This window comes from Dysgonomonas sp. ZJ279, from assembly GCF_011039205.1.
In the GTDB taxonomy this organism is placed as follows: Bacteria; Bacteroidota; Bacteroidia; order Bacteroidales; family Dysgonomonadaceae; genus Dysgonomonas.
In genome coordinates this window covers 459,505-475,545 of sequence record NZ_JAAKEL010000001.1, presented here as the reverse complement: position 1 = coordinate 475,545, position 16,041 = coordinate 459,505, and the positions used below count along the sequence as shown (strand labels likewise).

17 protein-coding genes are annotated in these 16,041 nt (G+C 38.4%); 15 read left to right on the top strand and 2 right to left on the bottom strand.

Annotation, left to right across the window (positions count from 1 at the left end):
• Window positions 1-98: 98 nt before the first annotated feature.
• The 8 genes from G7Y57_RS02125 (at window position 99) to secG (ending at window position 8,089) form a co-directional block, all read left to right on the top strand.
• A complete protein-coding gene (locus G7Y57_RS02125; RefSeq protein WP_165020519.1) occupies window positions 99-2,546 on the top strand; it encodes a DUF5686 and carboxypeptidase regulatory-like domain-containing protein in 2,448 nt (815 codons plus the stop codon).
• Between the two features lie 6 nt (window positions 2,547-2,552).
• Window positions 2,553-3,458: a 1,4-dihydroxy-2-naphthoate octaprenyltransferase gene (gene menA / locus G7Y57_RS02120; RefSeq protein WP_165020518.1), complete on the top strand. Its 906-nt coding sequence runs from the start codon at window positions 2,553-2,555 to the stop codon at window positions 3,456-3,458.
• Window positions 3,459-3,464: 6 nt separating this feature from the next.
• Window positions 3,465-3,956: a metallophosphoesterase family protein gene (locus G7Y57_RS02115; RefSeq protein WP_165020517.1), complete on the top strand. Its 492-nt coding sequence runs from the start codon at window positions 3,465-3,467 to the stop codon at window positions 3,954-3,956.
• Window positions 3,957-4,032: 76 nt separating this feature from the next.
• Complete coding sequence (locus G7Y57_RS02110) at window positions 4,033-4,869, top strand: lysophospholipid acyltransferase family protein (protein WP_165020516.1); 837 nt, start codon at window positions 4,033-4,035, stop codon at window positions 4,867-4,869.
• A 265-nt stretch (window positions 4,870-5,134) separates the two neighbouring features.
• Window positions 5,135-6,403, top strand: a complete 1,269-nt coding sequence (locus tag G7Y57_RS02105; RefSeq protein WP_165020515.1) for a sigma-54 interaction domain-containing protein — start codon at window positions 5,135-5,137, stop codon at window positions 6,401-6,403.
• Window positions 6,400-6,906, top strand: a complete 507-nt coding sequence (gene lptE, locus G7Y57_RS02100) for an LptE family protein (RefSeq protein ID WP_165020514.1) — start codon at window positions 6,400-6,402, stop codon at window positions 6,904-6,906. Before G7Y57_RS02105 ends, lptE begins: the two co-directional genes overlap by 4 nt.
• A gap of 23 nt (window positions 6,907-6,929) precedes the next feature.
• A complete protein-coding gene (locus tag G7Y57_RS02095; protein ID WP_165020513.1) occupies window positions 6,930-7,709 on the top strand; it encodes a hypothetical protein in 780 nt (259 codons plus the stop codon).
• On the top strand, window positions 7,706-8,089 hold the full coding sequence (gene secG / locus G7Y57_RS02090) for a preprotein translocase subunit SecG (RefSeq protein ID WP_165020512.1): 384 nt from the start codon (window positions 7,706-7,708) through the stop codon (window positions 8,087-8,089). The genes G7Y57_RS02095 and secG overlap by 4 nt, the downstream gene beginning before the upstream one ends.
• A gap of 283 nt (window positions 8,090-8,372) precedes the next feature.
• Here secG and G7Y57_RS02085 read toward each other — a convergent pair whose 3' ends face one another.
• Window positions 8,373-8,822: a type I restriction enzyme HsdR N-terminal domain-containing protein gene (locus tag G7Y57_RS02085; RefSeq protein ID WP_165020511.1), complete on the bottom strand. Its 450-nt coding sequence runs from the start codon at window positions 8,820-8,822 to the stop codon at window positions 8,373-8,375.
• 95 nt (window positions 8,823-8,917) lie between these two features.
• Between G7Y57_RS02085 and G7Y57_RS02080 the strand changes: the two genes are divergently transcribed.
• Genes G7Y57_RS02080 through G7Y57_RS02070 form a run of 3 tightly spaced genes read left to right on the top strand, consistent with a single transcriptional unit; the run spans window position 8,918 to window position 11,734 of the window.
• Window positions 8,918-9,688: an AMP nucleosidase gene (locus G7Y57_RS02080; protein ID WP_165020510.1), complete on the top strand. Its 771-nt coding sequence runs from the start codon at window positions 8,918-8,920 to the stop codon at window positions 9,686-9,688.
• Between the two features lie 28 nt (window positions 9,689-9,716).
• The gene (gene holA / locus G7Y57_RS02075; protein ID WP_165020509.1) at window positions 9,717-10,721 is read left to right on the top strand and encodes a DNA polymerase III subunit delta; all 1,005 of its coding nucleotides are present in this window, start codon (window positions 9,717-9,719) and stop codon (window positions 10,719-10,721) included.
• A 2-nt stretch (window positions 10,722-10,723) separates the two neighbouring features.
• A complete protein-coding gene (locus G7Y57_RS02070; RefSeq protein WP_165020508.1) occupies window positions 10,724-11,734 on the top strand; it encodes an alpha/beta hydrolase in 1,011 nt (336 codons plus the stop codon).
• Here the strand turns inward: G7Y57_RS02070 and G7Y57_RS02065 are convergent.
• On the bottom strand, window positions 11,729-13,141 hold the full coding sequence (locus G7Y57_RS02065) for an ATP-dependent RecD-like DNA helicase (protein ID WP_165020507.1): 1,413 nt from the start codon (window positions 13,139-13,141) through the stop codon (window positions 11,729-11,731). The genes G7Y57_RS02070 and G7Y57_RS02065 overlap by 6 nt on opposite strands.
• 83 nt (window positions 13,142-13,224) lie before the next feature.
• Between G7Y57_RS02065 and G7Y57_RS02060 the strand changes: the two genes are divergently transcribed.
• Genes G7Y57_RS02060 through G7Y57_RS02045 form a run of 4 tightly spaced genes read left to right on the top strand, consistent with a single transcriptional unit; the run spans window position 13,225 to window position 16,031 of the window.
• Complete coding sequence (locus G7Y57_RS02060; RefSeq protein ID WP_165020506.1) at window positions 13,225-14,034, top strand: DUF3822 family protein; 810 nt, start codon at window positions 13,225-13,227, stop codon at window positions 14,032-14,034.
• Window positions 14,031-14,570, top strand: a complete 540-nt coding sequence (locus tag G7Y57_RS02055; RefSeq protein WP_165020505.1) for an RsmD family RNA methyltransferase — start codon at window positions 14,031-14,033, stop codon at window positions 14,568-14,570. The genes G7Y57_RS02060 and G7Y57_RS02055 overlap by 4 nt, the downstream gene beginning before the upstream one ends.
• A 47-nt stretch (window positions 14,571-14,617) precedes the next feature.
• Entirely contained in the window at window positions 14,618-15,619 is a 1,002-nt protein-coding gene (locus tag G7Y57_RS02050) for a TlpA disulfide reductase family protein (protein WP_165020504.1), read from the top strand.
• A 40-nt stretch (window positions 15,620-15,659) separates the two neighbouring features.
• Complete coding sequence (locus G7Y57_RS02045; protein ID WP_165020503.1) at window positions 15,660-16,031, top strand: MmcQ/YjbR family DNA-binding protein; 372 nt, start codon at window positions 15,660-15,662, stop codon at window positions 16,029-16,031.
• Window positions 16,032-16,041 lie beyond the last annotated feature (10 nt).

The window sequence follows — 16,041 nt, the reverse complement described above, 5'->3', positions numbered from 1 at the left end:
CTGTCGAAAAAGCGTCACTTTTTCACATTCTTAATTTCCAAGTATAATATTTCTAATATATTTGCAGTTTAAATGATATTACGCAAAACAGATAACACATGAAGTATTTCGGTATTTTATCCTTCTTCCTTTTTTTTACATTCAACCTTTCATCACAAAATTTCAAAGGACAAATTACAGATAAAGCAAACGAACCTTTACATGGAGGAACCGTGTATATAAAGGAGATTAATCACGGATTAGTCTGCAATGAAAATGGACAATACCAGACAACCTTGCCCACCGGCAGTTATCTGGTCGAATTTAAATGCCTGGGCTTTGAACGAATCGAACGCCGAGTACAAATACTGCCTAATGAAACTACTATCGTAAATATTTCTTTGGAAGAAAAACCTTTTGATCTAAAAGAGGTAACCGTATCAAATACCGAAGACCCAGCCTATGAAATAATGCGAAAAGCAATCGCTAAAGCCCCCTATTATGCAAATACAGTAAAAGGATATACTGCCGATACATATATAAAGGTGAATATGGAATTATTCAAAATCTCAAAACTATTAGACAGAATGATTCAAAAGTCAGAAGGGATGAAGGCTTCGGAGCTTAGAAACCAAATGTTCGTTCAGGAAACATTCAACGAAATAGAATATAACGCCCCCGACAAATACAAGCAAACGGTAATAGCTTTTTCCAGCAGCATTCCCGACAACTTTGATTCGAAAGAAGCTATAAGTATTATGAATGGGTCACTATATACATCCAAACTCGGACAGTTTATATCACCGCTAAATGAAAATGCATTTTCTTACTACAAATTCAGATATGAAGGATACAGCGAAGAAGATGGAACGACAATAAACAAGATTAAAGTTAGCCCAAAGGTAAAAGACCCCATTTTATTCGAAGGCTATATCTATATTGTGGATGGTACATGGCATATAAATCTTGCCGAACTGAGCAGCCATGATTTAGGTGACAACCGAACATATACTATTACTTATCAGAAAATAGCAGAAGATGTTTATCTGCCTGTCAGCTATTTTGTCGCTTCCAATCTTGATTTTCTAGGTATAAGCGGAGCTCTCAACTATTATGCATCGCTTAAATACAAACATGTAGATGTAAATAAAGATGCGATGAAAATAATCGCCGAAAAGAAAAACACGAAGCGAAATTTTGAAATCAAAACAGATTCTTTATACACCACTTTATCGGACAGTTTGGCACAAAATAGGGACTCTTCGTATTGGAAGCAGATACGAGTTATCCCTTTGGACGAAAGGGAGGCTATAAGTTTTGTCAGAAAAGATTCAATACAACAACGCATAGATTCGGTTCGCGAAAAGCATAAACCATCCAGATTTTCGTTTGGAAATTTGCTGATGGGAGGACAAACGGGTTCGGACTCAAGTAAGGTCAGGGTGAGATATGACGGTCTGCTAAGAATCCTACCTGAATATAATTTTGTGGACGGGGCATGGATCGGGCAAAAATTTACGATTACAAACAAACTCAATGAGAAACAAAAATTAAGAATCAGCCCTTATCTGTATTACGCCACAGCCAGAGAACGTTTTATTGGAGGTACAAATATGGATTTGGATTATGCACCTATGAAACTTGGGAGTTTAAGCTTATCAGCCGGCTCCACGTCCGCCGATTTTAACCCACTAGGGGCTGCTCGTCTAGACAATATGTATTCGTCATTATCGAAAGGCAAAAACCTTAGTTATTTTTATCAAAAAGATTTCGTTGCCGTACAGAATTCAATCGATTTAGCGAACGGACTCAAATTGAATACAGGATTCGAGATTGCCAAACGACGAGGATTAAGCAACAATACTGATTTTGTGATCTGGGGAGCCAGACGCAATATCAGACCGAATATATATAGTGATGACAGTTTTGATAAAACGTCTTATAATGTCGGTCTCGAATATACACCATACGCTTATTATTCTATAAAAAAGGGAGTAAAGAGATATGAGAACTATGCGTCGCCAACATTTCTAATTGATTATGAAGAGGGGTTTTCTTCTTGGCAGACAAACAATTCTAAATTCAGAAAAATAAAGGCAGGAATAAATCAATCTTTAGCTTTAAGCTATTTCAGCCATATCAACTACTCGGCAGAAGCAGGAACATTTATCGGCAATAACGACAGGGTACATTTTGCCGACTATCATCATTTCGATGCTGTAAATTCATTCTTGACATGCAAAAACCCATTCGATTCGTACCTGATGCTAAACAGTTATGAATACTCTACCAACCGCCATTGGATAGATACGCGTATAAATTATACCAGTAAATATATCCTGCTGAAACGTATCCCGTTTTTTCAGGGGCAGCCATTTATGGAAACACTTCATTTGAAAAGCCTGTATACCCCCGATAATAAATTCTATACCGAGGCCGGATATTCTATTAATCTCACCAGACTAATATCTTTTGGAGCATTCACTTCTTTTAATAACGTAAAATACACTAAATTTGACGTTCGATTAAGCATTGGCATAGATGCTTTCAGATCGATAATATATTAAAACAGAATGGCATCAATATCCTCTTGGGTCTCAGCATTGCGCCCCCGAACACTTTTTCTTGCAGTAGCTACGGCTATCTGTGGTAGTAGCCTGGCTTTCAGCACAGGCAAATTCAATATTACAGTCTGCATTTTAACCATCCTTATCGCAACTATTCTGCAATTGTTATCCAATATGGCGAACGATCTTGGCGATTATCAGCAAGGAACAGATATTACAGGCGAAAGAGTCGGCCCCAAGCGTACGGTACAAAGCGGAGCCATAACACCTCAGCAAATGAAAAGAGGCATCTATATAGTTATCGGACTGGCTGCAATAGTGGGTTCACTCCTTATATATATAGCATTGCAATTTATGGATATAAAGTATATTCTTATTTTTCTCGGCTTAGGCTTGGCAGCCATTGTAGCAGCTATAAAATATACGACAGGAAAAAACCCATACGGATATAAAGGACTAGGCGATCTGTTTTCTTTCATCTTCTTCGGTCCTGTCCCTGTGGTCGGCACCTATTTTCTTCATACGCATGCCTTAGATTTCAGGGCGTGGCTACCTGCTATCGGGTTAGGATTTTTATCGGCTGCGGTACTTAATATTAATAATATGCGTGATCTTGAAAACGATAAGAAGTCGGGGAAAGTCACAATACCCGTTCGCATAGGGCTCGATAAGGCAAAACGATATCATAGCATTCTGACTATTGGTTCACTTGCTTGTTTTGTAGGTTATGGAATTTTATATCTATCGAACTGCTATCAGTATTTTTACGTTCTTGTATTTTTACTTTTCATAAAAATATTATCCAATATTATTCGCACAAAAGAAAATCGGCTTTTAGACCCCTACCTCAAATACACATCGATGGGAACATTTTTATTATCCGTTGCGTTTTCTATTTGTATAAATCTATAATCGCATATGAAAAAGATCGGACTATTATCGGATACACATAGCTGGTGGGACGAAAAATACGAAAAATACTTTGCCGAATGCGATGAGATCTGGCATGCAGGAGATATCGGCTCTATGGATCTGGCTCTTCGTTTCGAAGCCCTAAAACCTTTTAGAGCAGTATATGGAAATATAGATGACAGTAAAGTGCGTACTGCCTATCCCGAATTTCTGCGCTTTACCGTAGATGATGTAGATATACTCATAACTCATATCGGAGGTTACCCCGGAAAATATGAACCTCGAATTCGTACAATATTAAATACCAATCCGCCTAAATTATTCATAGACGGGCATTCGCATATACTGAAAGTAATGTTCGATAAAAAATATAATTGTTTGTTTATTAACCCCGGTGCTGCCGGCAAATACGGCTTTCATAAAGTCAGAACTCTTGTCAGATTTATTTTAGATAATGGTAACATCCGAGACTTAGAAGTTATCGAACTAAAAGATTAGCAAATTAGCAGAAAAGAATATTTGCCTGTTTTCCTATTTTTAACCACCTTTGTTATTCATTAAATGCATTTTTCGCATGAAAGAAAAACTTATAAGTAAAGACGAACTTCGCAAAATGAATCCTATTCTTCAAGGAACATTTGGCAATATAATAATCAGTTTTGCAATGTGGTTGACCGGGCTCAACAAAGTGAACCGCATCTATGATACTTCTAAGCAATACGAAGGAGTTGCTTTCTGCGACAACCTATTGAAAGATGTAGGAGTAAATATCATTGTAGAAAATATAGAAGTCCTCGATCAATTTGAAGGAAAGGCGTTCATCACAGTATCCAATCATGCCTACGGACACATAGACGGAATAGCGGCCATCGACAAAGTAGGTTCGGTACGTGGCGACTATAAGATGATGGTGAATTATATTCTCGGTATGATCGATACAATGGCTATGCATTTCATTGTTGTCAATCCGTTTCAAAGCGGAAGGCTGGCTGCACGTTCGAGCCTCGAAGGCATAAAGCAATGTATAGATCATCTGAAAGAAGGGCATCCACTCGGCTTTTTCCCTGCGGGAGCAGTATCCAAGACGAAACTAAAAGGCCTCAAAATGGAGGTCGAAGACCGTGAATGGCAAGAACCGGTAGTAAAACTGATAAAGAAAGCAAAAGTACCTGTAATCCCAATGTACTTCAGTGGGCACAACTCTTGGTTTTTCAATTTTCTGGATTTAGTAAGCTGGAAATTACGTTCGTTGCGTCTCGGACACGAAGTATATAACAAGAGAGGTAAAACAATACATATTAGATTGGGAGAACCTATCATGCCAAAAGAACAGGCTATATACACAGACATAAAAGAGTTTGGCGAATTCCTCAAAGCTAAGACTTATGCATTAGCTAAACCAACAGACTGAAAACCGATCTTCACAAATCTTTACTAAAAAGGCTGACAGAATATGAATAAAATATGTAATTTTGTCAGTATTAAGGTCGCAAACTCACTTATAGTTTGTCCAAGTATAACAATGATTGATAGTTATATTTTTGAAATGCGACATTAAATACATTCTTTTACTTAGTTTTCTTGAAATTCTATAAATATCTGTTGCCAAGCATTCTTGCACATGGCACAGGTACAAATAATAAATAGGTCGATGACCTTTATAAGTCTTGCTCCTTATGGCGAAACCTGATATTCTACAAGTAAAGCAGCGATTTGGTATTATTGGAAATAATCCCGAACTGAACCGGGCTATCGATATAGCTCTTCAGGTAGCTCCTACCGATATGTCTGTACTTATTACAGGTGAAAGCGGTGTGGGCAAAGAAAGCTTCCCTCAAATAATACATAATTATAGCCACCGTAAGCATGGTAGCTATATTGCTGTCAACTGCGGTTCTATACCCGAAGGTACTATCGATTCGGAGCTATTCGGACACGAAAAAGGTTCGTTTACCGGTGCTACCGGCGAACGCAAAGGTTACTTTGAAGTTGCTAACGGAGGCACTTTATTTCTTGATGAAGTAGGTGAATTGCCGTTATCGACACAAGCTCGTCTGCTGCGTGTATTAGAAACAGGCGAATTCATTAAAGTAGGTTCGTCGAAAGTAGAAAAGACAGATGTTCGCGTAGTAGCTGCGACCAATCTGGATATGATCAGCGCAACAAAGCACGGACGATTCCGTGAAGACTTATATTATCGGTTGAACACTGTGCCTATCCGCATCCCATGCCTTAGGGACAGAAAAGAAGACATTCCGCTTCTTTTCAGAAAGTTTGCCAGTGATTGTGCGGAAAAATATAACATGCCGCCGATTGTCCTTACAGAAGCTGCAAAGCAAACACTTAAGGATTATTACTGGCCGGGGAATATTCGCCAGCTAAAAAATATTACAGAACAGATATCTGTAATAGAGCAGGCACGTGATATTACCTCCGAAATATTAAAATTATACCTACCTGCCAACGAAGTAGGACTTATTCCGATAAGTACAAAAGATCATAGCGACTCTAAAAGTTTTAACAACGAGCGTGAAATCCTATATCAAGTACTGTTCGATATGAAAAAGGATATGAACGACCTTAAGAAAATTGTTCACGATATTGTTGCCGGAAATATACAACCTTCTGACATTTCATCGTCGATAAAGCATAATTCGGAAAGTTCCCTCACTCCTATCATTGTTAGTAGCGACAGGAATACATCGCTCTCTACCAAAGAGGATATGCCAGCCATAGTATCGTCATCCAAAGTGGATGATTCTGATATTGTGGAGGCACGGGATTACGAAGAAGAAACACTTTCACTGCAAGATGTAGAGAAAGATATGATAATAAGAGCACTTGAACGTCATAATGGGAAACGCAAAAATGCGGCTCAGGATCTGAAAATATCAGAACGCACACTTTATCGGAAAATAAAAGAATACAACCTGGAAAATTTATGAAAAAAACGGCATTATTGCTTATAGTACTCCCATTCCTGATGTATGCTTGCAGCATATCTTATAAATTTAACGGAGCATCACTCGATTATTCAAAAACCAAAACAATCGAAATCAGAGATTTCCCGAATCAGGCACCTCTTGTATATCCACCATTGACACAGGTATTTAATGACAGGATAAGAGATGTATTCGATAGAAATACCAAACTGATTTTCACGACTGTTAGTCCCGATCTCGAAATAGAAGGAGAGGTCACTCAATACGACCTTATGCCTTTATCCGTTCAGGCAGATGCCTTTGCGGCTGAAACACGTTTGACGATGAGTGTCAGAATGCGTTTCAGAAATAACGTAGACCCATCGCAAGATAAGGAAGAGACATTTACTGCATTCCAGGATTTTGACAGTAGCAAGATGCTAACCGAAGTACAGGACGCACTGATTGAAGAATTGACAAAAGAAATTGTCGATCAGATATTTAACTCAACAATGTCTGATTGGTAATCCCTTTATCAACTTAAAATCATATGGATATTCAACTATTTAATCAATTGGTAGATAACAGCAAAGTTCCCTCGGATTCTGAAATAGCAGGCTTAAGGAACATTGTTGATGAATATCCCTATTTTCAAATTGGTATTTTTGCTTATCTTAAATCATTATTTTTATACAATAATGACGAATATAAATCGGAGTTAACCCGTCTGGCAATCTTTGTTAACGACAGAAAGGCTCTTTTTTACTATATATTAAGTGAAGAATACGACCAGTTTTTCACACATACAGGAAAAAAAGAAATATCCGAAGATAAGACCAGTATTCTCTTAAATGCTTTCTTCGATACGCTGGATAACAACGATGACGACCCCGAATTTGAATACAATTTGATCAATTCGAGCCTTGCTTCGACCGATTATTTCACTTATCTGGAGATTCAGCCTAAAGAAAACATCCAAAAAGAGCCAGAGAAAGAGGCAATTCCGCTCAAACATCAAGTGATTATCGATTCTTTTATAGAACGATCGAAAGAAGATGGCGGTATAAAAATACATATCGACAAAGAAGGTATTAACGCACCCATTACAGCTGAAAGCAAGGAAGTAGATACAGATGACGAACTAAGTGACGACATGTTCTTTACTGAGACTTTGGCTAAAATATACATAAAACAGCGGAAGTACGAAAAAGCATATAAAATAATTAAACACTTAAGTTTGAATTATCCGAAAAAAAATATTTACTTTGCAGACCAATTGAGTTTTCTGGAAAAACTGATTATAAATTCGAAATTCAAAGATAAAAAATGAATACGCTAATTATTGTATTAATTGTTATAGCAGCTATTGTACTTATATTAATAGTTCTTGTTCAAAATTCTAAAGGTGGCGGTCTTTCATCGGGCTTCTCTTCTTCAAATGCAATTATGGGAGTTAGAAAAACTACTGACTTCTTAGAAAAAGCAACATGGGGATTAGCTAGCTTTATTATTGTTATGAGTATCCTTTATGTGGTGGTAACACCTAAACAAATTGCCGGACCAGCATCAGAAATCCAAACGATTCCTCTAGCTACTCCTGCTACAACTACTCCTGACATGTCTACAGGAATGCCGGGTGCTGCACCTCTAACTCCTGCGCCGAGTCAAACAACAACTCCAACACCGACAACTCCGGCAGAAAATCAATAATATTGGTATTCGTTAAAACATAAAAAAAAGCATCTCAGTCCGAGGTGCTTTTTTCTTTTTAAGTATATTTTGACGTTTAGACTCATATCTGCCATCCTAATGGCTGTTTTATCATTCCGAACTGAAAGCCCCTCTTAACCTCCCCCAAGGGGAGGAACACAAAGAGAGTATACAAGAGCCCCTCCTTGGGAGGGGTTGGGGAGGCTGAGCAGATCCCTCACTACGTATCGGGATGACATAAAAATACTGTAGTTGGTTGGTGGTAATGCTAACGACTTATTTATTATAGTTCGTTGTAGGAAGGAATATCAGATAAGTATTCAAAAGACTGATTCACATAATCCATTTTGCAGCAATAATGGCTCAAACCGTTGGAGACAATCAGATACTGCACCTTAAGTACTATATTATATCGCACTATCTGATCAAACACATCTTGCGTAATAACCACCTCGGGAGCTTTATACTCTACGATTACCAAGGGAGATGGCTCACGGCTGTAAATCACTGTATCACACCTTTTTTTCTGCTGATTCAGATTAATCTGGATTTCGTTCGAGATTAGAGACTTGGGATAACCCTTTTCTGTAATCAGGTAATTTATAAAATGCTGCCTTACCCATTCCTCGGGTGTAAGCACAACATACTTGCGCCTCAATTCATCAAAAACAGATAACTTACCATCTATTTTTTTGACATTTATATTGAAAGGGGGTAAATTTAACTTCAACATTTGCTACCTTTGTTAAAAGCATCCTATGAAAACAAATCGGAGTAATCTTTGTTTTTGTATACAGTAGGATCGTTCTAAACAAAAGTAGAGTTTATATGAAAACAAAACAAGAGATTGTAGAAAATTGGCTACCTCGCTACACGAAGAGACCATTGGAACAATTTACCAAACATATACTTCTTACCAATTTTTCGAAATATGTAGAAGTTTTTGCCAATCATTTCAATGTGCCTATCGTGGGCTTAGACAGTAATATGCCTAATGCCAGTGCGGAAGGTATCACCATTATCAATTTTGGGATGGGTAGCGCCAACGCTGCAACTATCATGGATCTATTGAGTGCTGTACAGCCACAAGCTGTCCTATTTCTCGGTAAATGCGGTGGAATAAAAAAACACAACGCCTTAGGTGACTATATACTTCCTATTGCTGCTATCAGAGGCGAAGGGACATCGAACGATTATTATCCGCCCGAAGTACCTTCTCTGCCAGCTTTCAGCCTGTTGAGATCGGTATCGTCGACTATCCGTAATCACAATAAGGATTATTGGACAGGAACAGTTTATACAACCAACCGCCGTGTGTGGGAGCATGACGACACTTTCAAAGACTACCTGCGCAAGATTCGTGCTATGGCGGTCGATATGGAAACAGCTACACTATTTACATGCGGATTTGCCAATCAGATACCAACCGGTGCTTTACTTCTCGTATCGGATCAACCGATGGTAGCCGACGGTATAAAGACTGAGAAAAGCGACAATATTGTGACACAGAACTTCGTCGACGAACATGTGCTGATCGGTATAAAGTCGTTGAAAACATTGATCAATAACGGTGAAACGGTTAAACATCTACGCTTCTAAATAGTAAATCCAAGATGAATATCCCAATATGAGTTTCGAGCAGATAAAAACAGACATACTGGCCAGACGATTCAAGCCTATCTACCTATTGATGGGTGATGAACCGTATTATATCGATGAATTGACAGATTTATTGATCAATACCGTTCTGCCCGAAGACGAGCGTGATTTCAATCAAACTATTGTTTATGGGATGGAGACCGATGTTCCTTCTGTCATAACATTGGCTCGCAGTTACCCGATGATGTCAGACTATCAGGTTGTAGTAGTCAAGGAAGCGCAAGGCTTAAGCAAGATAGACGAACTTGAGGTTTATGCGAAAAATCCGCTCTCGACTACAATACTTGTACTCAACTACAAAAACGGAACGCTCGATAAGCGAAAAAAATTATCGGCCACGATAGAAAAGAATGGCGTCGTACTCGAGTCTAAAAAGATACCCGATTATAAGATACCTGCTTTTATTACATCTTATCTTGGAACTAAAGGGCTGAGAATAGACCAGAAATCGGCACAGATGCTGACCGACTATCTGGGTAACGATCTTAGTAAACTAACGAATGAAATAGGGAAACTGCTGATTACACTACCGCAAGGTCAGGCACAGATAACAGCCGACCTGATAGAGCAAAATATAGGAATAAGCAAAGATTTCAACAACTTCGAGCTACTGAAAGCCATTATCGAGAAGAATACATTCAAGGTGAATCAGATAGCCGACTACTTCGAAAGTAACCCGAAAAATAATCCGCTGATAGTAACATTAGTCGTACTATTCAACTTTTTCAGCAATCTGATGATCTGCTATTGGGCAAAGGATAAATCGGAAAACGGCATCGCTGCCGAATTGGGGTTCAGAAACCCATATCAAGCGAAAGATTATGTAGCTGCACTTCGCAACTACAATGCTTTCAAATGCATGAATATACTTAGCTTGCTAAGAATATACGACGGGAAATGCAAAGGTGTGGATAATGTATCTACCCCCGACGGACAATTACTGAAAGAACTGTTATATAAAATAACTCATTAGTTATGAAAAACAAATTCATTTATACGCTATTCTTAGCACTGCTAGTCAGTATCTCATCGTTCGGTAGCGATTTCACAAAAGATGATGAGATAAAGAAGGAGACCTTTATTTTCTCGATAAAAGGTAATGACACGCTGCGACTCGACAAATATGATTTACCGTCTATAACAGGGCAGAAGCCTTGCATTATATTCGTTTTCGGTGGCGGATTCACCAGCGGAGAACGCGATCAGAAAGCATATGTGGATTATTTCAATCAGCTGGTAGCTAAAGGATATGCCGTTGTTTCTATCGATTACCGTTTAGGTATCAAGATGGCTTTGGAAGCTGGCAAGAAGCAGGAAGCCCAAACAGGCAAAAAAGCTAAAATGGGTGGACGTGAAGCTGTCGGAGTTATGGATCATGCTATTACAATAGCAGTAGAAGACCTGTTTGACGCAACTAATTTCGTTCTGCAACATGCCCAAGAATGGAATATAGATAAAGACAAAATAATCAGTTGCGGCTCGAGTGCGGGAGCTATCACAGTTCTGCATGGCGAATACGAAATAAGCAATAATACAGAATTGGCTAAACGCCTGCCCGAAGATTTCAACTATGCAGGAGTTATTTCTTTTGCAGGAGCAATATTCAGCATAAAAGGAGATTTGAAATGGCAGGAGAAACCATCTCCTATGCTTATGTTTCATGGTGATGCAGATAGTAATGTGCCCTATAATAAACTGACTATTATATTTACCAAATTCGGCTTCTACGGTTCGAAGCATATTGCTGAAAAGCTAAGCAAAGAAAAATATCCTTATTACTTCTACAGCGTCGAGAATGCTGCACACGAGATAGCAAATACGCCTATGTCGGAAAATCTGAATGAGATCAATACCTTTATAGATAAGTTTGTAATCGGAAAGCAAAACCTGATAATACACACAGATGTAAAGGATTTAAACAAACGGGAAATGAAAAAGAAGTTCGGAATTAAAGATTATCTTAGAGCAAACGGACTAGGTTCATAAGAAATCGTCTGCCAAATTTATCAGATATAACTTATCGCTGGCTCGTGTAATCGCCGTATACAGCCAGCGATAAAAATTTACACCGAGATGTTCTTCTGCAATATAGCCTAAATCGAGAAAGACATTGTTCCACTCACCGCCCTGCGCTTTGTGGCAAGTGACGGCATAAGCAAACTTAACCTGCAAAGCATTAAAGAAAGGATCGACTTTCAGTTTCTTCATCTTGCCCGCCTTGGTCGATATATCGGAATAGTCTTCGAGTATATTCAGAAACAATTCTTGCGACCGCTCACGTGATAATGTCGCCGTATCGGAAGAAAGTGTATCCATCAGTATCTTTACTTCGATTTCCATATCGTAATCTAGACTTCTGGCCAAAACATCACAGAAGCGAAAGCCGTATAGTTCCTGTTCGCGGCGAACACGTAATACTTCTACAATTTCGCCATTTGCAAGGAACTCTATACCCTCTACATTCTCTGTCCAGAAATAATTATTTTTGTTTATCATCAGCAGATCGCCCGAAGAAATTTCTTCTTCACGGTATAAAATACGATTGCGCACCCCTTGATTATATATATTCGAGCGTTTGTTAGATCGGGAGATAATCATTGTGTTTTCTATTCCATCACGATCGTAAGCCGCCGATATTTCATCTATCAACTCTTCGCCCGATATACGGATAATATCCGAAAAGCCTTTAAGTTTTAATTTTGGAAAGGCTTCGGTCTTACCCTTCCTCAATATATTCCTTATATTCGTTGCATTATAGAGTATTCCCGAACTTTCGGCTTGTCGCACGATCTGCGACAGCATCGAGTGCATAACCTCCAAGCCATAGCCTTCGAGCACCTCTAATTGCAAAGCAGGACTCTCCTCCTCCATCACCGGGGGTAACTGTGCCGAATCGCCGATCAGGAGCAAACGGCAGTTTTCACCCGAATATACATAGTGAATAAGATCGTCCAAAAGTCGCCCTGTACCGAAAACGGACGAATCCAATCCGTTATTGCTTATCATAGAAGCCTCGTCAACAATAAATAGTGTATCTTTATGCAGGTTATCCATCAAAGCGAAGTAGCCGGCTTCGGCCGAAAACTTCTTTTGTCTGTATATTTTTTTATGGATGGTAAATGCGGGATGGCTTGCATAAACCGAAAAAACTTTTGCCGCGCGACCAGTGGGGGCTAACAAAACGGTTTTCTGTTTGAACTCGGTCATTGTTTTGACCAAAGAACCTAATAGCGAAGACTTACCTGTTCCGGCATAACCTTTGAGCAAGAATAAAGTTTCTTCCTTTTGCAAGAATAAGAACCCGACAATTTTCGTCAAAGCCTGTCCCTGCTCTTCGGTTGGCTCGAAAGGAAAATTATCTTTAATCTTGTCAAGGAAAAAATCGTTCAGCATACTAACATGGGATATTGAAATGAATATCAAAAGTAGCTTATAAAAATATCTTTTTCTACATTTGTAGATATAAAACAACAATTATGTTTATACCCGAAAATATAGACCTCGGACAATCAGAAAAATATATCTTATCTATCCGGATAGAACCGAACAGATTTATGTTCTCTATCTCGGAACCTAATTACGGAAAAAGCTTTTGTCTTCGGGATACTACATTTTCGACCGAAATAACACTGTTGAATAATATTCAGCGAATTATTTTCGACTTCAATTTTCTTACGCAGGAATTTCTGGAAACGAATGTTATCATTGTTTCTCCCGAATATGATTTTGTCCCGTCTGCCTACTTCGGCGAACACGAAAAAATCGATCTTTACAATCGTACTCATACGGATAAAGCTGAACGTATATTATCGAATAAAAATGAAAAATACAGTTGTGTAAATCAGTTCAAGATAGATGAAGATATCTATGAATTTCTGTCGCGTAGCTTATTCAATCCGAAATACACGCATCATACAAGCTTGTTAGTAGACTTGTTTGGAGATAAGGGCAAATCGGTAAGCCTCACTTCCAAGATGTTCCTGAATTTCCATAACAACCTACTGGATATCATATGCTTCAAGAATTCAAAATTCACTCATTGCCTAACATACGAAAGTGAACCTGCAAGCAATCTGGTTTATTTTATCCTTAAGCTTTGGGAACAGTGCGGATTCGATCAGCTAACCGATCATTTATATATTGCCGGATCGCCCGAAGAAGAAATAAAACATACTTTACAAGAGTACATCAAAAATATAAATCCTGTAGATACGCCCCGCGAGGTTTATTTATGGAATGAGGATGCATTGAAAGCACCTCTCGACTTAATCACACTATCATTATGAGAATAATCAGCGGAAAGTATAAAGGGCGGAGATTCAGTCCTCCTAAAAGCTTCAAGGCTCGTCCTACAACCGATTTTGCAAAAGAAAACCTGTTCAATGTACTCAATAACGAGATTGATTGGGAAGAAACCACAGCCTTAGACCTTTTCGGGGGTACGGGTGGTATCAGCTTCGAACTGGTTTCGAGGGGATGCCCTAAGGTGATATGTGTAGAAAAACTACCTGTTCATGGCAGTTTTATCGAAAAGACAAAGGCTGAATTGAAAGCTACGGAACTCACCCTGTTTAAGATGGATGTATTCAAATATCTACAACACGCCACTCAACAGTTTGATCTTATTTTTGCTGATCCTCCCTACGATCTGAAAAACTTCGCAGATGTTCCTAAACTTATTTTCGAAAAAGACCTAATCAAAGCCGGAGGAATATTTATACTGGAACATTCGAAAGATTATAATTTCTCTGAATTGCCTTTATTCGATGATCAGCGAGTATACGGCAGTGTGAATTTCAGTATTTTCAGAAAAGAAGAATAAGGTTGAACGCAGTGCCTATAACGTGACGGTTGCAACAAAATACGATCATGAAAAAACTTATATCTATATTTTATCTCACACTTCTCTCCTCTTTCGGCCTATTTGGACAGAACAATATGTTTTATCTAAATGGAACCGCCAGTGATGAAATGAATGGAAAAACGGTCACAATCACCAGCTACAAAGAAAACATGAAAGACATCTTCAACATTGATTCTACAATCATAAAAGATGGTAAGTTTCATTTCGAAGGTGAAGAATATCTGAATGGGGCCACACAACTTAGTGTGAGTGATCAGGATTGGGGATGGACAGATATAATATTAGAACGTGGCAATATACGTTCAGATATTAGCTCCAGAATTAAAGTGAGCGGCACGCCACTGAATAATGTATATCAAAATTTCACAGATTCAATATTTAGCCTTCAAGCTGTAAAGAATTTGATTATAGAAAATAAAGATAATATAGCAGGCAAATTGATCTTCGCAAGGGCTACCTCAACTTTCCCCACTAGTGATTTTGAAGATGTATGTTCAAAAGTTAGTGAAGATTTTAAGAATAGCCCAATGATTGCGCCTGTAATTAAAGAAAAGATTGAATACGATAATCAAAGAAAGAAAAAAAGAGAATCTATAGGTACTAAATATCAAGACGTAAAACTACTGACTTCCGATAACAAGTTGGTACAATTATCAGATTATGTAGGTAAGTATGAATACATTTATCTTGACTTTTGGTCGTCATGGTGTAGCCCTTGTATAGCTGAAATGCCTCATCTGAAAGAAGTATATGAAAAATATAAGGACAAAGGACTGCTCGTGATCGGAATCAGTATTGATGAAAAAAGACCGAATTGGATAGCAGCTATGAAAAAGTACAACATGCCGTGGATACACCTTCTAATTCCGGAAAATAAGATTAGAGAGGTCATGAATACATATCATGTTTCTACGATACCAGATGGATTATTGTTGGATGAAGATGGAACAATACTCAACGTAAAAATGGACGCTGGGGCATTGGACAAATTTATGGAAAACATTTGAAAACATACACTTACAACGATTTAATCTAATTTTTCAGATTATGAATATCGAAGAATTCAGCGATTATTGTTTGTCGATAAAAGGAGCATCCGGCAGTTTTCCTTTTTTCGATAAACGGATTCTTGTTTTCAAGGTGATGGAGAAAATGTTTGCTTACCTGAATATAGAACCCAAAGACGGTGAGTTTCGTGTCAGCATAAAGTGCGAACCAAGCAGATCGATGGAATTACGGGATAGCTACGAAGGTATTACACACGGTCAGCATGCAGGAAACAGTTTTACTTGGAATGCGGTCAACCTCCAAAGCGACGTACCCGATTCAGTGATTAAAGAACTGGTAGATATTTCGGTAAGTGAGGTAATAAAGAAATTACCTAAAATGAAACAGGCAGAATATAATAGTTTGCAATAAGGACACCGAT